The 21,667-nt window shown below is 71.9% G+C and carries 28 protein-coding genes; 14 read left to right on the top strand and 14 right to left on the bottom strand.

Features of this window, described 5'->3' with window-relative positions:
* Nucleotides 1–2: 2 nt before the first annotated feature.
* Complete coding sequence (locus QCD68_RS00635; protein WP_301221639.1) at nt 3–875, bottom strand: inositol monophosphatase family protein; 873 nt, start codon at nt 873–875, stop codon at nt 3–5.
* A gap of 230 nt (nt 876–1,105) precedes the next feature.
* Here QCD68_RS00635 and QCD68_RS00630 point away from each other — a divergent pair, with 230 nt between their 5' ends.
* From QCD68_RS00630 to QCD68_RS00620, 3 genes are all read left to right on the top strand, one after another.
* Nucleotides 1,106–2,047 (top strand): carbohydrate ABC transporter permease, encoded by a 942-nt coding sequence (locus QCD68_RS00630; RefSeq protein WP_301221638.1) that lies wholly within the window; start codon nt 1,106–1,108, stop codon nt 2,045–2,047.
* Complete coding sequence (locus QCD68_RS00625; RefSeq protein WP_111076309.1) at nt 2,047–2,877, top strand: carbohydrate ABC transporter permease; 831 nt, start codon at nt 2,047–2,049, stop codon at nt 2,875–2,877. Before QCD68_RS00630 ends, QCD68_RS00625 begins: the two co-directional genes overlap by 1 nt.
* A gap of 137 nt (nt 2,878–3,014) precedes the next feature.
* Nucleotides 3,015–4,337: an extracellular solute-binding protein gene (locus tag QCD68_RS00620; protein ID WP_301221637.1), complete on the top strand. Its 1,323-nt coding sequence runs from the start codon at nt 3,015–3,017 to the stop codon at nt 4,335–4,337.
* Between the two features lie 56 nt (nt 4,338–4,393).
* On the opposite strand, the gene QCD68_RS00615 is transcribed toward QCD68_RS00620, so the two are convergent.
* Nucleotides 4,394–5,191, bottom strand: a complete 798-nt coding sequence (locus QCD68_RS00615) for a helix-turn-helix transcriptional regulator (protein WP_301221636.1) — start codon at nt 5,189–5,191, stop codon at nt 4,394–4,396.
* A 222-nt stretch (nt 5,192–5,413) separates the two neighbouring features.
* Between QCD68_RS00615 and QCD68_RS00610 the strand changes: the two genes are divergently transcribed.
* The 5 genes from QCD68_RS00610 to QCD68_RS00590 are packed head-to-tail and all read left to right on the top strand — an operon-like array spanning nt 5,414 to nt 9,765.
* Nucleotides 5,414–6,520: a FecCD family ABC transporter permease gene (locus QCD68_RS00610; protein ID WP_301221635.1), complete on the top strand. Its 1,107-nt coding sequence runs from the start codon at nt 5,414–5,416 to the stop codon at nt 6,518–6,520.
* Between the two features lie 36 nt (nt 6,521–6,556).
* Nucleotides 6,557–7,585: an ABC transporter substrate-binding protein gene (locus QCD68_RS00605; protein WP_301221634.1), complete on the top strand. Its 1,029-nt coding sequence runs from the start codon at nt 6,557–6,559 to the stop codon at nt 7,583–7,585.
* Nucleotides 7,582–8,385, top strand: coding sequence for an ABC transporter ATP-binding protein (locus QCD68_RS00600; RefSeq protein WP_301221633.1), 804 nt, complete (start codon nt 7,582–7,584; stop codon nt 8,383–8,385). Before QCD68_RS00605 ends, QCD68_RS00600 begins: the two co-directional genes overlap by 4 nt.
* The gene (locus QCD68_RS00595; protein ID WP_301221632.1) at nt 8,382–9,191 is read left to right on the top strand and encodes a class I SAM-dependent methyltransferase; all 810 of its coding nucleotides are present in this window, start codon (nt 8,382–8,384) and stop codon (nt 9,189–9,191) included. The genes QCD68_RS00600 and QCD68_RS00595 overlap by 4 nt, the downstream gene beginning before the upstream one ends.
* Before the next feature lie 25 nt (nt 9,192–9,216).
* Complete coding sequence (locus QCD68_RS00590; protein WP_301221631.1) at nt 9,217–9,765, top strand: GNAT family N-acetyltransferase; 549 nt, start codon at nt 9,217–9,219, stop codon at nt 9,763–9,765.
* 63 nt (nt 9,766–9,828) lie between these two features.
* Here the strand turns inward: QCD68_RS00590 and QCD68_RS00585 are convergent, their stop codons facing one another.
* The 7 genes from QCD68_RS00585 to QCD68_RS00555 form a co-directional block, all read right to left on the bottom strand.
* Complete coding sequence (locus QCD68_RS00585) at nt 9,829–10,809, bottom strand: phosphotransferase enzyme family protein (RefSeq protein WP_301221630.1); 981 nt, start codon at nt 10,807–10,809, stop codon at nt 9,829–9,831.
* Between the two features lie 138 nt (nt 10,810–10,947).
* Entirely contained in the window at nt 10,948–11,361 is a 414-nt protein-coding gene (locus QCD68_RS00580) for a hypothetical protein (protein WP_290155529.1), read from the bottom strand.
* Between the two features lie 196 nt (nt 11,362–11,557).
* Nucleotides 11,558–11,938, bottom strand: a complete 381-nt coding sequence (locus QCD68_RS00575; RefSeq protein ID WP_301221629.1) for a GNAT family N-acetyltransferase — start codon at nt 11,936–11,938, stop codon at nt 11,558–11,560.
* A gap of 255 nt (nt 11,939–12,193) precedes the next feature.
* Entirely contained in the window at nt 12,194–12,637 is a 444-nt protein-coding gene (locus tag QCD68_RS00570; RefSeq protein WP_290155532.1) for a barstar family protein, read from the bottom strand.
* Between the two features lie 25 nt (nt 12,638–12,662).
* A complete protein-coding gene (locus tag QCD68_RS00565) occupies nt 12,663–13,238 on the bottom strand; it encodes a DUF6518 family protein (RefSeq protein WP_301221628.1) in 576 nt (191 codons plus the stop codon).
* Between the two features lie 73 nt (nt 13,239–13,311).
* Nucleotides 13,312–13,710, bottom strand: a complete 399-nt coding sequence (locus QCD68_RS00560) for a hypothetical protein (RefSeq protein WP_301221627.1) — start codon at nt 13,708–13,710, stop codon at nt 13,312–13,314.
* The gene (locus QCD68_RS00555) at nt 13,707–14,663 is read right to left on the bottom strand and encodes an alpha/beta fold hydrolase (RefSeq protein WP_301221626.1); all 957 of its coding nucleotides are present in this window, start codon (nt 14,661–14,663) and stop codon (nt 13,707–13,709) included. Before QCD68_RS00555 ends, QCD68_RS00560 begins: the two co-directional genes overlap by 4 nt.
* 107 nt (nt 14,664–14,770) lie before the next feature.
* Here QCD68_RS00555 and QCD68_RS00550 point away from each other — a divergent pair, with 107 nt between their 5' ends.
* Nucleotides 14,771–15,973, top strand: coding sequence for an FAD-binding domain-containing protein (locus QCD68_RS00550; RefSeq protein ID WP_301221625.1), 1,203 nt, complete (start codon nt 14,771–14,773; stop codon nt 15,971–15,973).
* 80 nt (nt 15,974–16,053) lie between these two features.
* On the opposite strand, the gene QCD68_RS00545 is transcribed toward QCD68_RS00550, so the two are convergent.
* The 3 genes from QCD68_RS00545 to QCD68_RS00535 are packed head-to-tail and all read right to left on the bottom strand — an operon-like array spanning nt 16,054 to nt 17,998.
* Nucleotides 16,054–16,578, bottom strand: coding sequence for a hypothetical protein (locus QCD68_RS00545; RefSeq protein WP_301221624.1), 525 nt, complete (start codon nt 16,576–16,578; stop codon nt 16,054–16,056).
* Nucleotides 16,575–17,069 (bottom strand): ASCH domain-containing protein, encoded by a 495-nt coding sequence (locus tag QCD68_RS00540; protein WP_301221623.1) that lies wholly within the window; start codon nt 17,067–17,069, stop codon nt 16,575–16,577. Before QCD68_RS00540 ends, QCD68_RS00545 begins: the two co-directional genes overlap by 4 nt.
* Before the next feature lie 44 nt (nt 17,070–17,113).
* A complete protein-coding gene (locus QCD68_RS00535) occupies nt 17,114–17,998 on the bottom strand; it encodes an alpha/beta hydrolase (RefSeq protein ID WP_301221622.1) in 885 nt (294 codons plus the stop codon).
* Nucleotides 17,999–18,148: 150 nt separating this feature from the next.
* Here QCD68_RS00535 and QCD68_RS00530 point away from each other — a divergent pair, with 150 nt between their 5' ends.
* The 5 genes from QCD68_RS00530 (at nt 18,149) to QCD68_RS00510 (ending at nt 19,902) form a co-directional block, all read left to right on the top strand.
* Nucleotides 18,149–18,763 carry a TetR/AcrR family transcriptional regulator gene (locus QCD68_RS00530; protein WP_221849282.1) on the top strand — a complete coding sequence of 205 codons (615 nt, stop codon included), beginning with the start codon at nt 18,149–18,151 and terminating at the stop codon, nt 18,761–18,763.
* Nucleotides 18,760–19,107, top strand: a complete 348-nt coding sequence (locus tag QCD68_RS00525; RefSeq protein WP_111074151.1) for a DMT family transporter — start codon at nt 18,760–18,762, stop codon at nt 19,105–19,107. Before QCD68_RS00530 ends, QCD68_RS00525 begins: the two co-directional genes overlap by 4 nt.
* Nucleotides 19,107–19,421, top strand: a complete 315-nt coding sequence (locus QCD68_RS00520) for a DMT family transporter (protein ID WP_301221621.1) — start codon at nt 19,107–19,109, stop codon at nt 19,419–19,421. The genes QCD68_RS00525 and QCD68_RS00520 overlap by 1 nt, the downstream gene beginning before the upstream one ends.
* Nucleotides 19,422–19,583: 162 nt before the next feature.
* Entirely contained in the window at nt 19,584–19,742 is a 159-nt protein-coding gene (locus tag QCD68_RS00515) for a hypothetical protein (RefSeq protein ID WP_301221620.1), read from the top strand.
* Complete coding sequence (locus QCD68_RS00510) at nt 19,735–19,902, top strand: hypothetical protein (protein WP_253465667.1); 168 nt, start codon at nt 19,735–19,737, stop codon at nt 19,900–19,902. The genes QCD68_RS00515 and QCD68_RS00510 overlap by 8 nt, the downstream gene beginning before the upstream one ends.
* Here QCD68_RS00510 and QCD68_RS00505 read toward each other — a convergent pair.
* A complete protein-coding gene (locus tag QCD68_RS00505) occupies nt 19,899–20,585 on the bottom strand; it encodes an NAD(P)-dependent oxidoreductase (protein WP_301221619.1) in 687 nt (228 codons plus the stop codon). The genes QCD68_RS00510 and QCD68_RS00505 overlap by 4 nt on opposite strands.
* A complete protein-coding gene (locus QCD68_RS00500) occupies nt 20,585–21,661 on the bottom strand; it encodes a zinc-binding alcohol dehydrogenase family protein (RefSeq protein WP_301221618.1) in 1,077 nt (358 codons plus the stop codon). The genes QCD68_RS00505 and QCD68_RS00500 overlap by 1 nt, the downstream gene beginning before the upstream one ends.
* Between the last annotated feature and the right edge of the window lie 6 nt (nt 21,662–21,667).

Below are 21,667 nucleotides of genomic sequence, written 5' to 3'. Positions count from 1 at the left end.
CCCTAGACCGCGGACCGACCCTGACGGTCGAGCGGTGGCGTGATCGTGCTCGAGAGCTGCTGCACCCGCTCGACCAGGACCCGGTGGTCGACGCCACCGCCGGCCGCCACGTAGTCCTCGGCCCGGTGTGTCGGGTCGGTCGCGACGCCGGAGGTGAACCCGCGGAACCAACCGCCCGCACGCTCGAGCACGAGCGCACCCGCGGCGACGTCCCACGGGTGGGTGGCGAAGCCCATCGTGACGTCCGACCAGCCGGCGGCCACGTGCGCGAGGTTCAGCGCACCGCTGCCGGTGCTGTGGTGGTGCCGGTACCGGAGCGTGAGGTCACGGACCAGGGCGAGTGCAGCCTCCTCGCCGAGGAGTTCCAGGTCCTGCTGCACCGGGAAGCTGGTCAGCACGGTCGCAGCGTCCTCGGGCAGGGACACGGACCGGATCGGTGCGCCGTCCAGGGTCGCGCCGGCGTCGTCGGCGGCGAACAGGTGGTCGGCGACCGGGTCGTACACGGCGCCGGCGACGACGACCCCGTCGACCTCGGCGGCGATCGAGACGCACCAGTAGGCCAGCCCCCGGGCGAAGTTCGCGGTGCCGTCGATCGGGTCCACGACCCACCGGAGGGACGCGTCACCGGTGCTGCCGCCCTCCTCCCCGAGCACCACCGACCCGGGGAAGGCCCTGGTCAGCGCGGTGGTGATGGTCTCCTCCGCGGCACGGTCGTGCACCGTGACGACGTCGTGGGCGTCGCGCTTCGTGGTGATCGCCATGTCCGACCGGAACGCCTGGAGCAGCTGCGGGGCGACCGTGCGGCAGGCGGACTCGGCGGCGGCACGGAGCGCGGCGGGGGTGGGGGAGACGGCGGGCGTGGCGGGCGACGACATGGGACCGGTCTACGACGTGGCCGGTCCTGGACGGGGTACCACGCGGTGCTCCGAGCCGAACCGGAGGTGAACACCGGGGGTGCGTCGACCGCCGCCGTGGTTCGTCCGTTGAACGCGGTGTGAACGGACGGCGGCGGGTCGCTGACGTCGCTTGACCGGTTCCTCCGACCACCCGCACAGTGGACACCGTTCCCGGATAGGGAACGTTCCCTACCCGAAGGTTGCTCGACATGACGGTGTCCGTCCGGCCCGGCCTGCTCGCCGGTCCCGCCCGCCCCGCCAGGACGACCCGGTCCTGGCTGCGGTCCGATCGCCGCGTCGGCATGGCCCTGCTCCTGCCGGCGTCGGTCGTGTTCGGCGTGTTCGTCTTCTACCCGCTCGTCCGCGTCATCGTCCTCAGCACGCAGGGCACCGACATCTTCGGCCAGCCCGCCGGATCGGTCGGACTGCAGAACTACGTCCGGACCTTCACCGACCCGGCCTTCGCCCGGACGATGCTCAACACGGCGCTGTTCTGCGTCGGCGTGGTCGCCGGCCGCATCGTGTTCGGACTGCTCATCGTCGTGCCGCTCACCGCGAAGCTGCGCGGGATGCCGGTCTTCCGGGCACTGCTCACCTCGCCGATGGTCGTGTCGGTGTCAGCGGGGTCGGTCGCCTTCGCGACGATGCTCGCCCCCGGTACCGGCCTGGTGAACACCGTGATCCGGCAGCTCGGCGGTCAGGGGATCCCGTGGCTGACGGACACGCACTGGGCGCTGGCGAGCGTCGTCCTCGTCACCGTCTGGGGCTCGCTCGGGTTCACCGTGCTGCTGCTCGTCGGGGCCTTCGGGGCGATCGACCCGCAGGTCGTCGAGGCCGCACAGCTCGACGGCGCCGGCCCGGTCCGCACCTTCTGGTCGGTGTCGCTGCCGCTGGTCACGCCGACCCTGTTCTTCGTCGTGGTCACCGGCACCGTCGAGGCGCTCACCACGTTCGGCCAGATCCAGATCCTCACCTCGGGAGGCCCGGCCGACTCCTCCCGCACGCTCGTCTACGCGATCTACCAGCAGGCGTTCGGCTCGGCGAGCGCGAACTTCGGGCTGGCGGCAGCGCTCGGCGTCGTGCTGTTCCTGCTCGTCCTCGGGCTGTCCCTCGTGCAGTTCGGTGTGCTCGAGAAGCGGGTGAACTACTGATGCGACCCGTCACCGCCCGGCGCTTCCGCAGCGCCCTCGTCTACGCCTGGCTGATCGCCGCCGTCGTGGTCGTGTGCTTCCCGCTGTACTACGTGTTCGAGGGCGCCCTCACTCCGAACGAGTACCTCGACCAGGGGCTGCCCGGCCTGCTGCCCGTCCACCTGACGCTCGACAACCTGGTCCGTGCGACCCAGGTCGTGCCGCTCGGACGTCAGTTCCTCAACAGCGTGCTGGTGACGTTCTGCCAGACGGTGCTGCAGGTCGTGATCGGCATCATGACCGCCTACGCGCTGGTGTTCTGCCGACTCCGCGGCACCCGGGCGCTGTTCCTCGTCCTGCTCGCCAGCATGATGATCCCCGGCGAGACGACCCTGATCGCGAACTACCTGACCGTCTCGTCGTGGCACATCATCGACACCCTGCTCGTGGTGTTCCTGCCGTTCGTCGCGTCGGCGCTGACGATCTTCCTGTTCCGGCAGGCGTTCCTGAGCTTCCCCGACGAACTGCGTGAAGCCGCGGTGCTCGACGGCGCCGGCCACTTCCGGTTCATCCGGTCGATGCTGCTGCCGATCACCCGGCCGACCCTGGTGTCCGTCACCCTCGTCAGCGCCACGGCCGCGTGGAACGGGTTCTTCTGGCCGCTGCTCGTCACGAACTCGCCGGAGAACCGGACCGTGCAGGTCGGCATCGCCCAACTCGCCGACGCCCAGGCGTCCGACGTCGGTGTCGTCCTGGCCGGCGCCGCGATGGTCACCCTGCCGGTGCTCGTCCTGGTCCTCGTCGCCCAGCGGTTCCTGGCCGGTGGCCTGACCGCCGGCGCACTGAAGTGACCGGCGCACTGCAGTGACCGGCGCACTGCACGGCCACCGCGCAGCGGTGACCGCCGACGCGCTCACGTGACCGTCCGTCCCTCCCGTCTCCCGCCCCGCCCCAGCTCCCACCCTCACCCCGAACAGGAAGCAGCACCATGTCGTCTCGACGCTCCACCGCCGCACTCGTCCTCGGCGCCGCCACCGTGCTGGCGCTCGCCGGGTGCTCCGCCTCCGGCTCCGCCGCCTCGTCCGGTCCCGTCACCGTCGACTTCTGGCACGCCATGGCCGGCCCCGCCGCCACCGAACTCGGCTCCCTGGTGTCCGAGTACAACGCCCACAACGCCGACCACGCCACCGTCAAGGCCTCGTACCAGGGTGACTACGCGGCGGTGCAGACGAAGTACACCGCCGCCGTGCAGTCGTCGTCGACGCCGGACCTGCTCATGATGAACGACGTGTCGACCGGCTTCATGATCGACTCCGGCCAGACCGTCGCCCCCACCAGCCTGGGGAAGGTCGACACCTCGGCGATGGCCCCGGCCGCCAAGCGCTACTACAGCGGGAAGGACGGACTGGCAGCGATGCCGTTCTCGGTGTCCGTCCCCGTCCTGTACCTCGACAAGGCGCTCGTCGAGCGGGCCGGACTCGACCCGAAGTCCCCGCCGACAACCCTCGACCAGGTCGCGACCTGGGCCGAGGCGATCCACAAGGCGACCGGCGCCTACGGCTTCAGCATGAACATGGCCGACTCGTGGATGCTCGAGGAGCTCTCGGCCTCCGGCGGCAAGCCCTTCTGCTCGCCGGACAACGGCCGCGGGTCCACGAAGGTCGACGGGGTCAGCCTGACCTCCGACACCCAGGTCGGCTTCATGACCCGGCTGCAGTCGCTGTACCAGGACGGTGTCGCGCTGAACCCGGGCACCGACTCCTCCGCCATGAACTCCGCCTTCGCCAGCGGCAAGGTCGGCATGCTGATGACCTCGTCCGGCGCCTACACGACCGTCGACCCGGACGGCTCGAAGTCCGTCGTCACGACGTTCCCCACCACCGCCTCGTCGAAGGACGCGGGCCAGGTCATCGGCGGCAACGCGCTCTGGATCTCCGGCAAGGGACACTCGTCCGCCGAGCAGCGTGCTTCGTACGACTTCGCGAAGTGGCTGCAGACGCCCGAGGTGCAGGCGAAGTGGGCGAAGGCGACCGGCTACCTGGCGATGAACACCGGAGCCGCGTCGACCAGCGTCGGCAAGCAGTCCCTCGCCGACCCGAACGTCGCGGCCATGTATAGGCAGCTGGCGGCCGACCCGTCGAGCACCGCAGCGGCGGGCTGCGTGACCGGCGCGTTCCCGACCGTCCGCGCGACCGTCATCGGCGCGTTCAACCGGGTGGTCGAGGGGGCGGACGTGCGCGCCACCATGCGGACGGCCGAGAAGCAGGCATCCGCGCAGATCGCGGACTACAACGAGGCTGCCGGCAAGTGAGCTGAGCCGTCGCGGACGGGAGGCACGGTGCGGGCCCGCACCGTGCCTCCCGTCCGTTACTGCGCGCCTTCCGGCGCCATCAGACCGTTCCGGTACGCGAACGCGATCACCTCGTTGCGTGACCCGAGGTCGAGCTTGGTCAGGATGTTGCCGACGTGGGTCTTCACGGTCGCCTCGCTGATGTACGCCTGCCGCGCGATGTCGGTGTTGGAACAGCCGTCGGCGAGGAGCCGGAAGATCTCGCGCTCACGCTTCGACAGTGTCGCGACCACCGCATGGTGCGTCACCGGGGTGATCGGGACCGGTGCGGTGTCCGGTCGACGTGCGCCGATCCTCCAGGACAGCGCTGCGGCCGCGACCGAAACGACGACCCACACCGCGATGTCACTGGCGATCCGGCCACCCCACGGGAGGCCGTTGACCGTGCCCCACCGGCCGGACAGCGAGACCGTCGGAACGGTCAGCAGCGCGCCGACACCGACCGCAGCGGCCAGGACGCCGGCGAGCAGCCGACGTCGGTGAGCGGGATCAGCAGACCGCGCGACGAGCGCGGGAAGCGGCAGGAGGACCACGTAGCCGACCCAGCTCGCCTGGCTGAACCGGGCGGGCCAGAAGAGCAGTTGCAGGGTCACCAGCAGCACCGTGCCGACGACGGCCCAGGTCGGCCGCAGGCGCGCCAGGCCGAGTGCCGCGGTGTACCCGACCATGGCCAGGACCGCGTACGGGTTCGTGGCGAAGGTGTCCTCCCGCAGGGGGACGTCCACGGTGAACTGGCCGTGTTGCGTCGCGACCCAGGCGGCGAGGAGGGCCAGGGCGACGGCCGGCACGATGGAGGCCCGCAGCAGGTTCGGCATGCTGCTCACGGTAGGACCCGTGGTCGCCTCGTGGGCCGGGTCAGGGGTGGAATCGTCCGGGAGTCGGAGTCGTCCATCGGGGGGAGTGGCCCGTGATCGGGGCCAGTGGTGGGCGCGCGACCCCCTCCGCTCTCGTCCTGGCCGTGTCCGGCTCGACGACGCGGTTGTGTCTCCTGCGCCCGGATCTGGTACTAATGAGATCCGTTCTCATCAAGGAGACCCATGTCCGAGTCGCTGCCGGCGGTCCGCCCGACGTCCTCGTCGACGCGTCCGGCCGACGCCGTCGTGCTCCTGATGCGCCGCTCACGTCGTCGCGCAGCGGCCCGGATCACCCTGCTCGTGGTGGTGCTCGCCGTCGTCGCCGTCGCCGCGATGATGATCGGTCCGGTGTCGATCGCTCCAGCGCAGGTCATCGGCATCGTGGCCGACCACGTCAGCGGCGTCCGGTCCGGTGACTGGTCCGCGTCCGCCGACCAGATCGTCTGGGGCACGCGGGCACCTCGGGTCGCGATGGGGATCATCGCCGGCGCCGTGCTGGCGGCCGGGGGAGCGGTCCTGCAGGCCCTCGTCCGGAACGGCCTGGCCGACCCGTACCTGCTCGGCATCAACTCCGGCGCCAGCACCGGCGTCGCACTCGTGGTCCTGGTCATCGGCGGAGGCAGTGCGCTCCTCTTCTCCGGCGCGGCGTTGGCCGGGGCGATCGGCGCCGTGCTGCTGGTCGTGGCCCTGGCCGGGACCGCCAGCCGTCGCGGTCCGATCCGGCTCGTGCTCGCCGGACTGGCCGTCGGCTACGCCCTCAACGCGGCGACGAGCTTCCTGGTCTTCTGGAGCGACTCCCCGGAGGCCGCCCGCTCCGTCCTGTTCTGGCTGCTGGGCTCGCTGGGGTCGGTGCAGCCGGTCGCACTCGTCGCCGCAGCAGTGTCCGCTGGCCTCGGACTCGTCGCGCTCGTCGTCATCGCACCGTTCATCGACGCGCTCGCGTCCGGTGACGACTCCGCGCGGTCCGCGGGCATCGACCCCGAACGCGCACGGCTGGCCCTGATGGTCGGTGTCTCCGCCATGGTCGGCGTCATCGTCGCCGCGGTCGGCGGTGTCGGGTTCATCGGGCTCGTCGTGCCGCACCTGGCACGTCGGCTCGTCGGCGGCCGACACCGGGCGGTCCTGCCGGTGTCGGCGTTGCTCGGCGCGGTCCTGCTCGTCGTCGCGGACACGGTCGCGCGCACCGTCTTCGCGCCCCAGGAGATCCCCGTCGGGGTCGTGACCGGTGTGCTCGGTGCGCCGTTCCTCCTGGTCCTCCTCCGCCGCACCGCCCCCACGTCCACCCCCTGACCGCCAACCGCACGGTCGACCCCCTTGGAGACCCCCTTGCGAACCCGAACCCGGCCCCGCCCCACCCCGGTCCTGACGGCGATCGGTCTGCTCGCGACCGCCGCCGTGGTCAGCCTGAGCGGCTGCGCGGCATCGTCCAGCGCCACCGAACCGACCACGAGCCCGAACGGCGCCGCGCACTTCCCGGTCACGATCGAGAACTGCGGCACCCCGGTGACGATCACCGCCGCCCCGCGCCGCAACGTGCTCGTCAACAACGACGAACTCCCGAACCTCGAGGCGCTCCATGCCGTCGACCGGATCGTCGGCATCACCGCACCGCTCGCCCCGGACCTGTACGCGAAGCAGACCTACCGCGACCTCGCCCGCCTGCACGTGCTGTCCACGAAGCAGACCTCGACCGGTGGGTCCGTCGTGTCGCAGGAGAGCCTCCTCGGAGCGAAGCCCGACCTGGTGATCGCCCCCGCGAACGCCGTCGACCGGGACGCACTGCAGGCCGCCGGCATCCCGCTCTACACACCCTCGGCGTACTGCACGGACCCCGGCCCGGAGCTGAGCCGCACGGCGACGTTCGGGCGGGTGTGGAGCGAACTGCGGACGCTCGGCACGGTCCTCGGGGAGCAGGCCCTGGCCGAGGACGCCGTCCAGGCCGGACGCAGCACCCTGGCGAAGCAGTCCGCCAGCACCGACCGCGGGACCGCTGCTGCCCTGTACGTGTCGTCCGGCGGGGGCGTCCTCTCGCCCTACGGCGGACCGAGCATGGTGACGCCGGTGTTCCACGCGGTCGGGCTGCACAACGTGTACGCGGACGCGAAGCAGCGGGTCTTCGACGCCAACGTGGAGGACATCATCTCCCGCGACCCGTCGACGATCGTGTTGCTCTACTCGAGCGGGACGGCGCAGGACACCATCGACAGCTTCCGCACGGCACCCGGCGTCTCCGGACTCTCCGCGGTCCGACACCACCGGGTCGTCGCGCTCCGCTTCCCCTTCACCGACCCGCCCTCGACCCTGTCGGTGGCCGGGCCGGCCGAGCTCGCCCGGCAGCTCGACGCGCTCGGGTGATCGAGGCGCACGCCGTCACCGTCCGCGCCGGGCGCCGGGTGCTGCTCGACGGTGTCGACCTCAGTGCGCCGACCGGCTCCGTGACGGGGATCGTGGGGCCCAACGGCAGCGGCAAGACGACGCTGCTCCGCGCACTGCTCCGAGCCGTGCCGGTCGACGACGGCCGTGTGGAGATCGACGGGCAGGACGTCCGACACCGCTCACGCCGGTGGATCGCCCAACGCGTCGCGAGCGTGGCGCAGCGGCTCGACCCGGACCCGGCGCTCACCGTGGCGGACGAGGTCGCGCTCGGCGGCCTCGCCCGAGCCGGCCTGCTGGACCGCGGAGGCGCGGGATCCGACGAGCGGGTCGCCGCAGCCCTCGACGCGGTCGCGCTGGCCCACCGAGCCGGTGATCCGTTGGCCGCGCTGTCGGGCGGCGAACTGCAGCGGGTCGGTCTCGCACGCGCGATCGCCCACGGAGCCGACCACGTCCTCCTCGACGAACCGACCAACCACCTCGATCTGCGGCACCGGCTCGAGGTCCTCGAACTCCTGCCGCGCATCGCACCGACGGTCGTCGTCGTCCTGCACGACCTCGAGGTCGCCGCACGCGTCTGCGACCACCTGGTCGTCCTCGCTGCGGGGCGCGTCGTCGGTGCCGGGCCGCCCGCCGACGTCCTCCGCCCCGCGCTCCTGGACGCCGTGTACGACGTCCACACCACCCGCCGGGACGACCCCGACGGCGACCTCCACCTGACGTTCCGCCTGCCCACCCCATCGGCCGTCTCCTCGGCCCCTCCGGAAGGACCCACCGCATGACCGACACCCCGACCACCACCCCGACCGCCACCCCGGACGACACGGCGCGGGCACGCGACCTGGCGACCCGGTGGGACGCCCAGCAGACCGCCTACATCCGACACCGGGCAGAACGCTTCGCCACGATCGCCCGCGTGGTCGCAGCCGTCTGCGCGGACACGTCCGCCCCGCGGATCCTCGACCTGGCCGGAGGCACCGGCTCGCTCGCGGAAGCAGTGCTCGCCGCCGTCCCCGGCGCCACGGCCGTGGTCGCCGACAAGGACCCGGCGCTCCTCGCGATCGCCGCGGACCTCGCCGCCGCCGACCCTCGGCTCGTGATCGCCGAGGTCGACCTCGCCGACCCGCACTGGGCCGAGCACCCGGCCATCGCCAGTGCGCCGTTCGACGCCGTCGTCAGCTCCACCGCTCTGCACTGGCTCCAGCCGGGGACCCTCGTCGACGTCCTCCGACGCACCGCGGACCTCCTGCACCCCGGCGGCGTCCTGCTCAACGGCGACCACCTGTCGTACCAGCGGGACGAGAGCACCATGGCTGCCATCGCCGCGGACGACGACGCGGCGACCCAGCGCGAGGGCTTCGCGAGCGGCGCGGACACGTGGGACGCCTGGTGGGCCGCGGTGGCGGAGACGCCCCGGTACGCCGAGGCCCTCGCGCGGCGCGACACCGTGTGGGGCGCGGAACTGCACGAGGCGCCGCCGAAGGTGACGCTCGGGTTCCACGTCGAGTCGCTCCGCAGCGCGGGCTTCGCAGAGGTCGGCACGGTCTGGCAGTACCTCGACGACCGCGTCGTGTACGGCGTCCGCTGATGGTCGAGGCGCGAGATGATGCGGTGTGATCTCGCGCCTCGACCTCCCCACCACCGTCCCCACCCGGAGTGCGGCGGTGGTGATCCGTCGCGCGACGCTCGACGACCTCGGGACGATCCTGCGCCTCCTGACGGACGACCCGATCAGCGCCGCGCGCGACGGTGCGTCCGGTGCGTCCGCCTCGTCCGGCCAGGAGGCGCTCCTCGCGTACTCGGAAGCGTTCCGGCAGATCGCGGCGGACCCCGGCAACGACCTCGTCGTCGCGGAGGACGCTGACGGTGTCGTCGTCGGCACCCTGCAGCTCACGCTGATCCCCGGACTGTCGCGTCGGGGGAGCGCGCGCTTGCTCGTCGAGTCCGTCCGGGTCGCGAGCGAGCAGCGTTCGGCCGGGTTCGGCACGGCACTGATGCGCTGGGTCACCGACCAGGCGGCGCCGGCGCTCACCGTGTCACTCGTGCAGCTGACCTCGGACGCCGCTCGGGTCGACGCCCACCGGTTCTACGAGCGACTCGGCTTCGTCGGCAGCCACGTCGGCTTCAAGTACGCGGTCGAGGGACCGGGGAACGACGCCTGACGACGGCCGTCGTGTCGGGGGCATCGCCATCTTCCGCGGAGTGGTCACGGTGACGGTGACGGCTCAGCCGCGCAGCTGTGCCGCGGCGTGCTCGAGCTGCTCGGTCGCTGCCGGACCCCACCCGTTGGGGTCATCGCCCGGGGGCACGAGGGCCAGGGAGTACCAACACACCAGGACCGGCCACCAACGAAGTTCCTCGTTCGTCAGGGCCCGGACCGCTTGGTACCCGTCGAGGAACTGCTCCCGCAAGGACACACCGACCGGTCCCCAGTCCCGGAAGAGCGTGCCGAGCATGACCGCTGATCGAGCGAGTTCCACGATGCGATGGTCACGTCGGAGTTCCTCGAAGTCGAGGACGCCGACGACCTCGGTACCGGCGCACAGGATGTTCGCGGCGCGGTAGTCGCCGTGCACGATCTGCACGGGCGGGAGTTCCGGTGGCATCCGATCGAGCAGCTGCCTGAAGACGTCGCGGGCCTGTGGGGACAGCGTGGACGGCTCGGAGGCGAGCCAGCCCGAGATCTGCGCGGTGAGCGGTGCCGGCGGGGACAGGACCTCGTGTTGCACGTTGCTCACGGGGCTCGAGCGCAACGCGTCGTGCAGTCGAGCGAGCGTCGCCCCCGCTGCACGGACCTGATCGGCGTCCTCGACATCGAGGTGCGCTCCTTCGATGACGCGTTGCAGACCCATCGAGATGCCGCCGTCCGCCACCTGCACCCCGCCCGCGAGCGTCGTCACCGGAGCAGACACCGGCAATCCCTGTGCTCCGAGCTGAGCAGTGAGGTCGGCTGCGAGCGCGAGCCGTGGGAACCGGTCGGGGACGACCGACCACTTGAGCAGGAGACGTTGGTCAGCGCTGCGGATCCATGCGAGGGCGTTGCCGTCGCTGATCACCACCCGCTCCGGCGGACCGACACGAACACCCCAGTGACGCTCGACCGCTGCGGTCACCCAGTCGCCCGCCGCCTCGGTGTCCGCGAAGCCGAAACGGTTTCGCAGCACCTCATCCGGGTCGTCCTGCTCCCACAACATCTCGATCGTCATCGATCCCCCTGCATCAACCGTCGTGCGTCGTGCGCGGTGCCCGACGTCCCTGCCGATCTTGCCCCACCGGCTCCGTGGGCCTCACTTCGCTGCGGGCGAGGTCTGGGGTCATCAACAGCGGCGCTCGAAGGGCTGGGGCTATCGAGCCGCCGGGAAGCGCCAGTCGTCGGGGTACGAGTGCGGAACGGCGACGACTTGATCGCCGTCACGGTAGACGATCCGTCCCGGCGCACGGGTGGTGAGCTGTACCCAAGGGACGTCGTAGCGGTCGAGGAGATCGAGGTACGGGACGGTCAGGGCGAGGAGTTCGACGGCGTCTGCCGCGAACCACGCTCGTGCTCCTGGGTTGCGGGTCTGGTCGTAGCAGTGAGGATCGACGGTCGTTGGATCAACGTGCGCCGCGGTCGTACGTCGGTTCGCCTCCTGGTGCCATCGGACGTCCTCAGGCGTCAGCAACCCGTTGTGGCGCAGGCCGTTGGCGAGTGCGAACACGCCAGGGAAGTGACCGTTCCGGTTGGGTACCGCGCTCTGGTACCGCACGAACTCGACCATGAAGCGAGCGTACGGCTCCACTGAGTCCGCTCACCAGGGACTGATCCGCGTTCGGGCAGCGATCGCTGCGTTCAGCCGGTTGGTTTCTGCTGCGCGCGACACGTGGTCCTTGCGCTCGAGGAGCGGGATCAGGGTCTCGATCGTCGACAGGAGGTCGGCTGGGTCACCGATCCTGCTTCGGCGCGGAACGTCGAGGTCAGAGGCGAGTTGGGCTGTCGTGCTCGAAGGGCGGGCGTCCGAGGTCGAGGGTCCAGGTGACGAAGGGCCTTCCGGCGACGCCGGGCCTGATCCGCGTGGTCGGTCGCCAGCGTCGGTGCGAGTAGAAGCTCTTGGCCCGGTCGTTCCCGTCCCACACCTCGAGCTCGGCGGTACCCGCGGGAGCGACTTCGGTGAACCGGTCGTAGAGCGCACTGCCGATACCGGAACCGAACCAGTCAGGGTCGACGTAGAGGCTCGACAGCTTGACAGGCGAGTCGTCATGATCTGCGAACTGGGCGGCGACGAAGCCGGTCAGTTGTCGGTTCTGCACAGCGACCACGCACCAGGTGTCGGTCCGGGTCAACGTGTCGACCCACATCGGGGACCGATCGCGAGCTGCGTCGACCGGATTGAGAGCATCTGCGTAGTACGCCTCACGGGATCGTTTGTGCACCCGCGCGATCTGCAGGGCGTCACCTGGTACCGCGTCGCGAACCTCGAGTGTCATCGCGCCAGTCAACCGGAACGCGGATGCCGGGTGGTGGAAACCGGTCCGCGCACATGTCGTCGTCACGGTGGACGATCCGTCTCGGCCCGCCACCGCCTTTCTCGGCGTCCTGGAAGCCGGGTCTCGTCAGGCCAGGATCGTGAGGAGCCGGTTCCCGAAGAGTGCTGCGTACCGTCCCTGCCGTCGCAGGATGTGCTGCACGTGGTCGGCGGTCCGAGGGAGCCGTTGAGCGAAACGGTCGAAACCGGAGAGGACCAGCACGAGGCCGGTCTCGGATGCGTCCCACCCGTACTCCGCCTCGGCCACGTCCGACATGCAGTCGTCGAGCGCGTCCAGGTTCTGCCCGAAGTGGCGCGGGAACTGGAGGCCCTTCGCGAAGTCCAGGTGCATCTGCTCGTCGTCACCCCACGCCCCGGCGTCCATCTCGACGACCCGGTAGCCCTCGCGTCGAAGCCACGTCTCGGCGTTGCGCAACACGGCAGCGTCTCGAAGCTCGCGGACGAAGCCGTCGCGAGCGATCTCGAAGTCCAGCCTGTTGCCGAGGACATCGTCAGTGGAGAATGCCGGCACGCTCGCACCCTAGTGCGAGACGAGGTCAGGACAGCGGCAATGCTGATGACGGCGATCGAGCGCTCCGGGAACGACGCCTGCAGATGAACGCCACACCGATGATCCCGAGCGCGAGTTCCACAGCCCACACGACGTCGTTCGTCGGGGTCCGACCACCACTGAACGCGACCCCGAACGCCGCGACCGGTTCGAGGACGAACAGCGCGGGCAGGCAGAGCGTGAGCCACCAGAGCTCCGACCGGCGACTGAGTGAGGCGATGCAGCCGACCACCGCTCCTGCCACGGCTCCCGCGGTGCAGAACAGCAGGTAGTTCGAGGCGACGTGGACCGACAGGGAGTTCGTGCGGACCTCGAGTGCCGCGTAGAAGGCCACCAGGCTGACGATGGCGAGCACCGCGCCCACCAGGGCGCCGCGTGCGGGCGACCGGACCGCGCGACCGCCGACGAACGGGACCACGAGCCACGGCGCCGCGAGGTTGCCGAGCACGTACCGCAGCGCGTCCGTGCCGTCCCCCTTGAGCACCTGGAACCCCACGCCGACCACGGCAGCGGCGAGCACCAGCGCGATCAGCCGGGGAGTCTTGGCTCGCTTCCGGATCAACTGGGACCACCCGTCACGGGTGCCTTCTCCATGGACGATCCTTCCCTTCCGTGTCCTGGTCCGCCCTCTCGTCTCAGTCGACCAGCAGGCGGACGCCGGTGCTGGTCGTGACCGTCTGGGACAGCAGGTCGGCCGACAGGCGACGGGCGAGCATGCCCCACAGGCCGTTGGACACCTCCCGCAGAGGGATGTCGTCCGCGACGTCGACGAGGCTCACCACCCAGACCACGGGCTCCTCCCCGTCCAAGTGCGCGAAGGCCAGGCGGACCACCAGATCGGTGTCGACCGACGTGGTGCCGAGGACCCGCAACGGTGTCTCGACGAGCGGCGGTGGACCCCCGATCGGGTTGAACGCTCGCACCCCTTCCGCCGGCGTCGCCAGGGTCCCCGACGGACGCACGGTCGAGGGCCCGACGTGTCCCCAGTCGTTGGGAAGGAACTCCGCCAGGTGTCGGACCTGCTCCGGCGTCACGAGCCGGACCCCGCGAACCCGTCGAGCGCCGCCGTCAGCGCCGCACTCCCGCCGGGCCCGCCGTGCCCCTCGTCCTCGACGATGGTCAGCGTGCTCGCCGGCAACCCGCGGTGCACGCGCCAGGCCGTGACGGCGGGTCCGCTGATGTCCCGCCGCCCGTGCACGAGGGCCGTCGGGACGTGCGCGATCCGGTCCAGACGTGCGAGCACGGCCTGGTCGCCCGGCAGGAACCCGTCGTTCGCCCAGTAGTGCGTGACGAGGGTGGCGAAGCCCTCGCGCAGCTCCGGACCCAGGTGGCCGCGCTCGCGGAGCGCGGGGTCGTCGAGGGAGACGTGGACGTTCTCCCACCGGTCCCAGGCCTGCGCGGCGTCCGCACGGGCCTCCCGGTCGGCGCCCGCCAGGCGACGCGCGTACGCGTCGACCACGCGCTCACCCGGGAGGCGCTGGCTGGCCTGCTCGAACGCCTCCCACTCCGCCGGGAACACGCGTCCCACACCTTCGGTGATCCAGTCGACCTCGTCGCGGCTCGTCGTCGTGACGGCCATGAGGGCCAGCGCTCGGACACGTGCGGGGTGCTGCTGTGCGTACGCGAGGGTGAGCGTCGTTCCCCACGAGATCCCGGCGACGACCCAGGCCTCGATGCCCAGGTGCTGCCGGACCGCCTCGATGTCGGCGATCAGCCGCTGGGTGGTGTGGGCGGCGAGCTGTTCGCGGGACTCGGTGACGAGGGGGCGGCTCCGGCCACTGCCGCGCTGGTCGATGCCGATCAGGCGGTACCGGGTGGGGTCGAAGTGCGTCCGGTACCAGCCGCTGCCGAGCGAGCCGCCGGGGCCGCCGTGCAGCCAGAGGGCGGGGACGCCGTCGGGGGCGCCGGACTCCTCCCAGTACAGGGACGTGCCGTCGCCGGCGTCGAGCATCCCGGAGGCGGTGGGTTCGGTCCTCGGGTAGGCCATGGCTCGACGGTAGCGGGCGGGTCAGCCGTACAGGGCCTCGGTCGGCCCGTGGCGCGGAACGCGCTGCGCCCGGCCGTACCGTCGGGGGTCGCCAGCATGATCAGGGGGTGTTCATCCCCACCAGAGCTGCCGGCCTCGACGCCCTCGACGAGTTCGTCCCCCGCGCCGGCCGTGACTACGCCCGCGACCGGAACGCGGACCTCGGCGCATCGCGGGACAACGTCTCGGGGCTGTCGCCGTACGTGCGCCACCGCCTGGTGACCGAGCACGAGGTCGTCGCAGCCGTCCTCGACCGCCACAGCCTGCCCGCCGCCGAGAAGTTCGTGCAGGAGCTCTTCTGGCGCACGTACTGGAAGGGCTGGCTCGAGCAGAATCCCGAGGTGTGGCGCCGGTACCGGCGTGCGGTCGACGAGTTCGCGACCGGGACCCTGCCGACCGGCTACGAGGACGCGGTGCACGGCCGGACCGGCATCGACGCGATGGACGCCTGGGCACGGGAGCTCATCGACACGGGCTACCTGCACAACCACACGCGCATGTGGTTCGCGAGCATCTGGGTCTTCACGCTCGGCCTGCCGTGGCAGCTCGGTGCCGACTTCTTCCACCGGCACCTGCTCGACGGCGACGGGGCTTCCAACACGCTGTCGTGGCGGTGGGTGGCAGGGCTCCAGACCCGTGGCAAGACCTACCTGGCGACGGCGTCGAACATCGCGCGGTACACGGACGGGCGGTTCTCGCCGACCGGACTCGCGACGACGGCCCGGGCGCTCGCCGAGGAGCCGCTGCCACCACGCACGCCGATCGAGTCCGACGACGTCGTGGGCGTGATCGGCGACCGGGTCGGTCTGCTGCTGCACGAGGAGGACCTCGAGCCATCGAGCCTGCTCGCCGAGCACCCCCAGCTGACCGCCCCGGTGGCGACGGCGGTCGCCGCGGACCCCGGCGCACGGTCCCCGTTCGCGGTCTCGGACCTCGTCGCGGCCTTCACGGCCACCGCCGTCGACGACGCTGCCGCACGGACGCCGGACGCGAGCGGCCGTCCGGCACAGGTGCTGGCCGACACGCTGCCGTCGACGGTCCTGCGGTGGGCGGAGTCCGAGCAGCTCGACACCGTGGTGGTGCCCTACGCACCCGTCGGGCCGGTCCACGAGCGGCTCGGCGCGCTGCGTGCCGCCCTCGCGGCGGAGGGTGTCGCCCTCGTCACCGTCCGTCGCCGCTGGGACAGCGCGTCGTGGCCCTTCGCGTCCCGCGGGTTCTTCCCGTTCCGTGAGCGCATCCCGGCGCTGGTCCGTCAGCTCGTGGTGGGCTGAGCCCGACCCACGGACGGGAGGCGCGGTGCCAGCTGGCACCGCGCCTCCCGTCCGTCTCGCCCCGGTCGTGTCGCGGCGGGTCAGTCGTGCAGGGCGTCGGCGAGGCTGAGGCGGGCGGGGAGGTCGTCGCCCTCGTCCATGCCCCGGCGGAAGTCGGTCCGACCGTCCTCGGCGACGTACACACCGGCGGCTCCGCCCGTGACGAAGAACTGCTCGGCCAGGTCTCCCTCGAGTGCGGACGGGGTCAGGTAGAGCAGGTAGGTGGTGCCCTGCCGGAGGAGCATCCCCGGGTGCGACGACCCCGCGGTGCCGTGCTGGCGGACGACGACCGTGGATCCCGCCGGGTGGTCGGCGTCGGTCTTGGCGGTGTCCACGACCCGGACGGTGGACAGTGTGGTGGGGCCGGCATTCGCGACGTCGTTCGCGACCCGTTGCTCGTCGACGGTGCCGGTGACGACGAGGGAGCTGCTGTCGGCCATGCTGCTGACCGAGTCGTACATCCGCGCCCTCGAGCCGCTCGACCCGGACGCGCAGGCGGTGACGGACACCAGGCCCACGGCGACCAGCGCCGCTGCGACGAGGGTGTGGCGCCGGAGCCAGGTCACGACTCGCTCCGGGTCGGCCCGTCGCTCGGGGTCGGCCAGACCAGCCGGAAGCGCTCGCAGACGACGGGCATGTCCGGCGCCCAGCCCCGCGGGTCCTCGGAGTGCTCCCGCCAGTACCGTTCGTGCGAGGCCCGCCAGTACGTCAGGGTCCGGTCGCCCTCACCCTCGGCTCGAGCGTGCTCGGGGTCGACCCGGTCGAACGGCACGGTCCGGACGTCCGTCGTCACGATGACCGCGCGGGGCTGCCCGGTGCCGTCGAGGACCACGCTGTGCTCACCGACCTCGGGCAGGGGTTCCGCGGTCACCTCGTAGTCCCAGAGCGACGATGCCGTGCCGTCCTTCACGCCGTTCAGGACCAACGCGAGCAGCTCGTCGGCGTGCTCGGGTGTCGCGCCGAAGCCCCAGGCCAGGGGGACCTCCACGGGCAGGTCCCGGGACTCCAGACGGCGGGCGGCCCAGAAGGCGGCCACGGCAGGCGACACTGCGTCCATGGCGCCGACCCTAGCGGTGTCGACTCGGTCGGTGCCAGAGGCCCTCAGAGCGCGGCCGCGAGGAACCGCAGCTGCTCCGGAGCCACACGCCGCCAGTACGACCAGTCGTGCGCACCCAGGGTGAAGCTCGACGTGGGCGCCGGCGTGATCCGGTGCACGAGCTGCTCGTCGCCCGGGCAGAAGGCGTCCGCGGTGCCACAGGTGATCCGGGTGTGCAGGGCTCCGAGCGCTTCGGTCCGTGTGGTCAGGTCGTGCTGGGCGAAGTCCGCGGCGCTGTCGAACGCCCCCGAGGCTGCGCGCTGCGGGGTCGGCCAGAGCGCCACCGAACTCGCTGCGACGGCCCGGACCCGCTCGGGCCCCAGGGTGCTGCCGACCAGGAGTGCCCCGTACGCCCCCATCGACCAGCCGAACAGCCCCAGCCGTCCGACGTCCAACCCGTGGTCGTGCAGCAGGGGCAGGAACTCGTCGATGAGCATCCGGTGCGGGTCTCGGCCGGAGGCCCGGGGATGCCAGTAGTCGTTGCCCCCGTCGACCGAGGCGATCGCGACCGCCGGCTCGCCCGCGGCCCGGCCTGCCGCCTGGAACCGGTCGAGGTGCATGCCGTGGTCGAAGCTGCTGCGGTGGTCGCCGCCGTACCCGTGCAGGGACACGACGACCGGCAGCGGGTCGCCCTCGCGGGAGCCGGGCGGGTAGCTGATCGTCCACCCGGTCTCGGCGCCGCCGCGGGCGGCTGAGGTGAACGAGCCTTCGAGGCGCCGACCGGGTGCGGTGGTGGGGACGACGCCCGCCGGTCCGGTCATGCCGAGCAGCCGTTCCGCCGCGGACCGTCCGGGCAGCACGCGCTGTTCGACCAGGACGGCGCCGGCAGCGGCCGCCAGGACCACCGACCCGCCGCCGATGAGCAGCGTGCGTCGCGACAGTGCGGTCATCGGACCCCTCTTCCGTTGTGGTGCGACGACGTTCCCAGGGAGTACTGGGGAAGCCCTCGCGACACGCTGCGCAACCCTTCAGCACCCGATCAGCCCGGAAGACGCTGGGAGACTCGGCCACTTGGCCAAGTCCGACGGTACGGTCGCAGCATGACCACCACCCAGGAGCACCGCAGCGTCGAGGAACGCCGTGACCAGCTCGTCGACGCCGCGCTCGCCGTGCTGCGCGACGAGGGCGTCGCCGCCGTCACCACCCGCGCCGTCACCAGTCGCGCCGGGCTGCCGCACGGCGCCTTCCACTACTGCTTCGCCACGAAACCGGCGCTCTTCCGTGCCGTCCTGGAACGCCAACTCCGCACCGCGATGGCCGCCGCCTTCGCCACCGACACCGCCGCACTCGCCCCGGAGGCCCGGATCACCGCCGGCCTCACCGCCCACCTCGACACGACCCGCGCCGACCCCGCGACCGCGCTCGCACTCGTGGAGCTGTTCGCCCTCGCACGACGTGACCCGGGCCTCCAGGACGTCGCCGACTGGGAGCAGCGCGCCTACGTAGACGCCGTGCGTGCCCACCTGGAGGCGTGGACCGACGACCGGCGCTTCCGGTGGACCGCACCCCCGGAGACCGTGGCCCGTCTGCTCGTGGCGCTCGCCGACGGCGTCAGCACCGCCTGGCTGCAGGACCGCGACGACGCCGCTGCCGCCGCGACCATCGCGCTCGCGGCCCGGACGACCGCCACCCTCGTGGACGGCAGCGCGTCGTGAAGTGGGTGTTCCTGGCCTCCGCGATCGTCGCCGAGGTCACTGCCTCCCTGGCGCTGCAGGCCGCCGTCGAGCACGCCGGTTGGTACGCGCTCGTCGTCGTCGGGTACCTGGTGGCGTTCGGGATGCTGGTCCTGGTCCTCCGCCGCGGGATGGGCATCGGGGTCGCGTACGGCATCTGGGGAGCGTCCGGGGTCGCCCTGACCGCGGTGCTGGCGGCGGTGCTGTTCGGGCAGGCGCTCACCCTCGTGATGGGGATCGGCATCACGCTCATCGCCGTCGGGGTGCTGCTCGTCGAGCTCGGCTCGCAGCGAGCGCTGGCCGCACGGAAGCGGGAGGCGCACTGATGGGATGGGTCCTGCTGGCGATCGCGATCGTCTCCGAGGTCGCCGCGACGGTCAGCCTGAAACTCGCCACTGACGGCAGGAAGCGCTACTACGTCCCGGTCGTGGCCGGGTACGTCGTCGCGTTCAGCCTGCTCGCGGTCGCCCTGACCCTGGGGCTGCCGATCGGGGTCGCGTACGGCATCTGGGCGGCGACCGGGGTGGCGCTGACGGCGGTGCTCGGGCGCGTGCTGTTCCGCGAGCCGCTGACCCGGCTGATGCTCGCCGGGATCGGACTCATCATCGTGGGGGTGCTGCTCGTCGAGCTCGGGCACTGAGGCGGAGGGTGCTGATCCGGAGGGTGCTGGTCGGGAGTGTCGGGCTGGTCCGAACCGGGTCATTGCCATATCAGTCTGTATGTCGTACACATGAGGACGTTGAAACATCAGCGTCCAGATCCCACCGGTCGGGCGCTCCACTGATCCCCGGGAGGCACGCCCGTGTTCACCACCATCACCCCGATCGCGACCCGGATCGACCCCGCCGACGTCTCCCTGCCGCCGACCCGGTCGATCAGCCTGGGCCGGTGCCGACGGCCGCCCGTGCCCCCGCGCGAGACCCTGCACCACGACAGCCGGCGGGACGGTGCCCATGCCTGACCGGCACGCGATCAGCGCCGCCCGGGCCGATCCGGCGCAGTGGCGGCGGCACGGCCTGACCCCGCCGGAGGATCTGGCGGCCATCGTGACCTCGCGGCTCTGGGAGCCGGGAGAGCCGCGGTACTCCGACTTCTTCCGCGCCGAACCGCGGCTCCGCTAGCTGCGGTCCCGCGCGACGCCCCCTGCCCGCCGGCCGGTCTTCCGGTACGCGCTGAGGCTCGTCGTGTGCACCGCCGTCGGGTCGTCCAGCAGCCGCAGGTCGTACGCGGCGCAGTCCCCGAACGTCCCGATGCCCGGCGTCCCCTCGGTCCGTTCGAGCACGCCCTTCGAGGGGCCGTCCGACCCGATGCCGGCGCGGTGCACCATCCACTCGAGGTCCATCGCCTCGTCGGCCAGGTACCGCATCACCGCCTCGTTGTCCCGGTGCTGGCCGTCGTAGCTGCGGGCGACCGTGTTCCGGATCGCCCAGAGCGTCGGCGTCAACCGTGCGTGCGGCGGCGCACTGAGGGCACCTGCCTGGTACAGGAACCGGCGCACCCCGGTCCGGCGCATCGCGGGCACCAGGCGTCGGACGAACTCCGTGTTCACCATCGCGGTCCGCTGCGCCTGCACGTCGCCGAGCAGCGAGACCACCGCGTCGACACCGTCGAGCAGCGCGTCGAGGTCGAGCTCGTCGGTCACGGATCCCTGCCGTACCTCGAGCCCCACACGCGGAGGCCCGGCCTTCGCAGGTGTGCGGGCGAGGACGCGGACGCGGTGTCCGGCTCCGAGGGCGAGGTCGGTGAGGTGGCGGCCGGTCTGCCCGGTCCCGCCGAACACCAGGATCGTGCGCTGCGACTGCATCAGGCGTCCATCCCGACGACGATCTTGGTCGCCGAGACGCCGTTCCGGAGGGTCTGCAGGGCGGTGGGGAGAGCCTCCAGTCCGTGGCCGACGACCGTCGGCTCGGGTGCCGGGCGGAACCGTCCGTCGGTCAGGGCCGCGGGCAGGAAGTCGCGGAAGACCGCTGGCCCGACCGGGGAGACGACCGGGGTTCCGCCCCAGATGGCGGTGACGTGCATGCCGCGGAGTCGTTCGATGCGCGAGCGGACGCTGGTCACCGGATCCGGGTAGGCGGATGCGATCCGCTTCGTGCCGGGGGCGGAGCGTGCGATGCGCAGAGCGTGTCCGAGGGAACCCTTCCCGATCGCGACGGTGCCGACGAGGCGCCGTCCGCCGAGTGCCGCGACGACCTGACGGTCGACGTCGGCGTCGCGGTAGTCGACGACGGCCTCGGCGCCCAGGGCGCGCACCAGGTCGTGGTTCGTCCGTCCGGCCGTCGCGACCACCGTGTAGCCGCTGGCGCGGGCGAGCTGGACGGCGTTCATGCCGACGCTCGTCGACGCGCCCCAGACCAGGACGACCTCGTCCGCGTGGGACGCCCCGACCGTCGGGAACGGCAGGCCGAGCTGGTCCGCCTCGTACAGGCCGGCGGCGGCCGTGGCGAGTGCCAGCGGCAGGACCGCGGCACGGTCGAACGCGACGTCGGCCGGGAGGCGCGTGGTGACGCGCTCGAGGACCGTCACGTACCGCTGGAACCCGCCTTCGGACGCGCGGTTCCGCGCCTTCTCCTGTCCGGCGGCGAACGCGGTCACCCGGTCGCCGATCCGGAGGTCCGTGACGTCGGAGCCGACCGCGACGACCTCGCCGGCGACGTCGCTGCCGAGGACGGTCGGGAACCGCACCCACGGCGAGACGAGGCGGCGGAGCGGGCCGGTGATGGCGTCGACGGGGTTCACCGCGACCGCGCGGACCCGGACGACGAGTTCGCCGGCGCCGGGGGTGGGCATCGGGGTCGGGCGGACCTCGAAGGGGCCGCGCGGGCCGAGCAGGAACAGTGCTTCGTTCGGCGGGGTGGTGATGGGGTCGGCGGCGGTCATTTCGGT

The organism is Curtobacterium sp. PsM8 (assembly GCF_030433875.1).
GTDB lineage: Bacteria > Actinomycetota > Actinomycetes > Actinomycetales > Microbacteriaceae > Curtobacterium.
The sequence above is the reverse complement of the archived record's forward strand: the minus strand, read 5'-3'. Positions and strand labels throughout refer to the sequence as shown.

Bases quoted from the DNA above. Each gene is read 5' to 3' on its own strand.
- QCD68_RS00585 (WP_301221630.1), bottom strand. From the start codon at position 10,809: ATGACGATCGAGATGTTGTGGGAGCAGGACGACCCGGATGAGGTGCTG.
- QCD68_RS00625 (WP_111076309.1), top strand. From the start codon at position 2,047: ATGCGACCCGTCACCGCCCGGCGCTTCCGCAGCGCCCTCGTCTACGCC.
- QCD68_RS00575 (WP_301221629.1), bottom strand. From the start codon at position 11,938: ATGTGGGTCGACACGTTGACCCGGACCGACACCTGGTGCGTGGTCGCT.
- QCD68_RS00500 (WP_301221618.1), bottom strand. From the start codon at position 21,661: ATGACCGCCGCCGACCCCATCACCACCCCGCCGAACGAAGCACTGTTC.
- QCD68_RS00635 (WP_301221639.1), bottom strand. From the start codon at position 875: ATGTCGTCGCCCGCCACGCCCGCCGTCTCCCCCACCCCCGCCGCGCTC.
- QCD68_RS00530 (WP_221849282.1), top strand. From the start codon at position 18,149: ATGACCACCACCCAGGAGCACCGCAGCGTCGAGGAACGCCGTGACCAG.
- QCD68_RS00630 (WP_301221638.1), top strand. From the start codon at position 1,106: ATGACGGTGTCCGTCCGGCCCGGCCTGCTCGCCGGTCCCGCCCGCCCC.
- QCD68_RS00555 (WP_301221626.1), bottom strand. From the start codon at position 14,663: ATGGCCTACCCGAGGACCGAACCCACCGCCTCCGGGATGCTCGACGCC.
- QCD68_RS00505 (WP_301221619.1), bottom strand. From the start codon at position 20,585: ATGCAGTCGCAGCGCACGATCCTGGTGTTCGGCGGGACCGGGCAGACC.
- QCD68_RS00520 (WP_301221621.1), top strand. From the start codon at position 19,107: ATGGGATGGGTCCTGCTGGCGATCGCGATCGTCTCCGAGGTCGCCGCG.
- QCD68_RS00535 (WP_301221622.1), bottom strand. From the start codon at position 17,998: ATGACCGCACTGTCGCGACGCACGCTGCTCATCGGCGGCGGGTCGGTG.
- QCD68_RS00510 (WP_253465667.1), top strand. From the start codon at position 19,735: ATGCCTGACCGGCACGCGATCAGCGCCGCCCGGGCCGATCCGGCGCAG.
- QCD68_RS00540 (WP_301221623.1), bottom strand. From the start codon at position 17,069: ATGGACGCAGTGTCGCCTGCCGTGGCCGCCTTCTGGGCCGCCCGCCGT.
- QCD68_RS00610 (WP_301221635.1), top strand. From the start codon at position 5,414: ATGTCCGAGTCGCTGCCGGCGGTCCGCCCGACGTCCTCGTCGACGCGT.
- QCD68_RS00580 (WP_290155529.1), bottom strand. From the start codon at position 11,361: ATGGTCGAGTTCGTGCGGTACCAGAGCGCGGTACCCAACCGGAACGGT.
- QCD68_RS00620 (WP_301221637.1), top strand. From the start codon at position 3,015: ATGTCGTCTCGACGCTCCACCGCCGCACTCGTCCTCGGCGCCGCCACC.
- QCD68_RS00595 (WP_301221632.1), top strand. From the start codon at position 8,382: ATGACCGACACCCCGACCACCACCCCGACCGCCACCCCGGACGACACG.
- QCD68_RS00615 (WP_301221636.1), bottom strand. From the start codon at position 5,191: ATGCCGAACCTGCTGCGGGCCTCCATCGTGCCGGCCGTCGCCCTGGCC.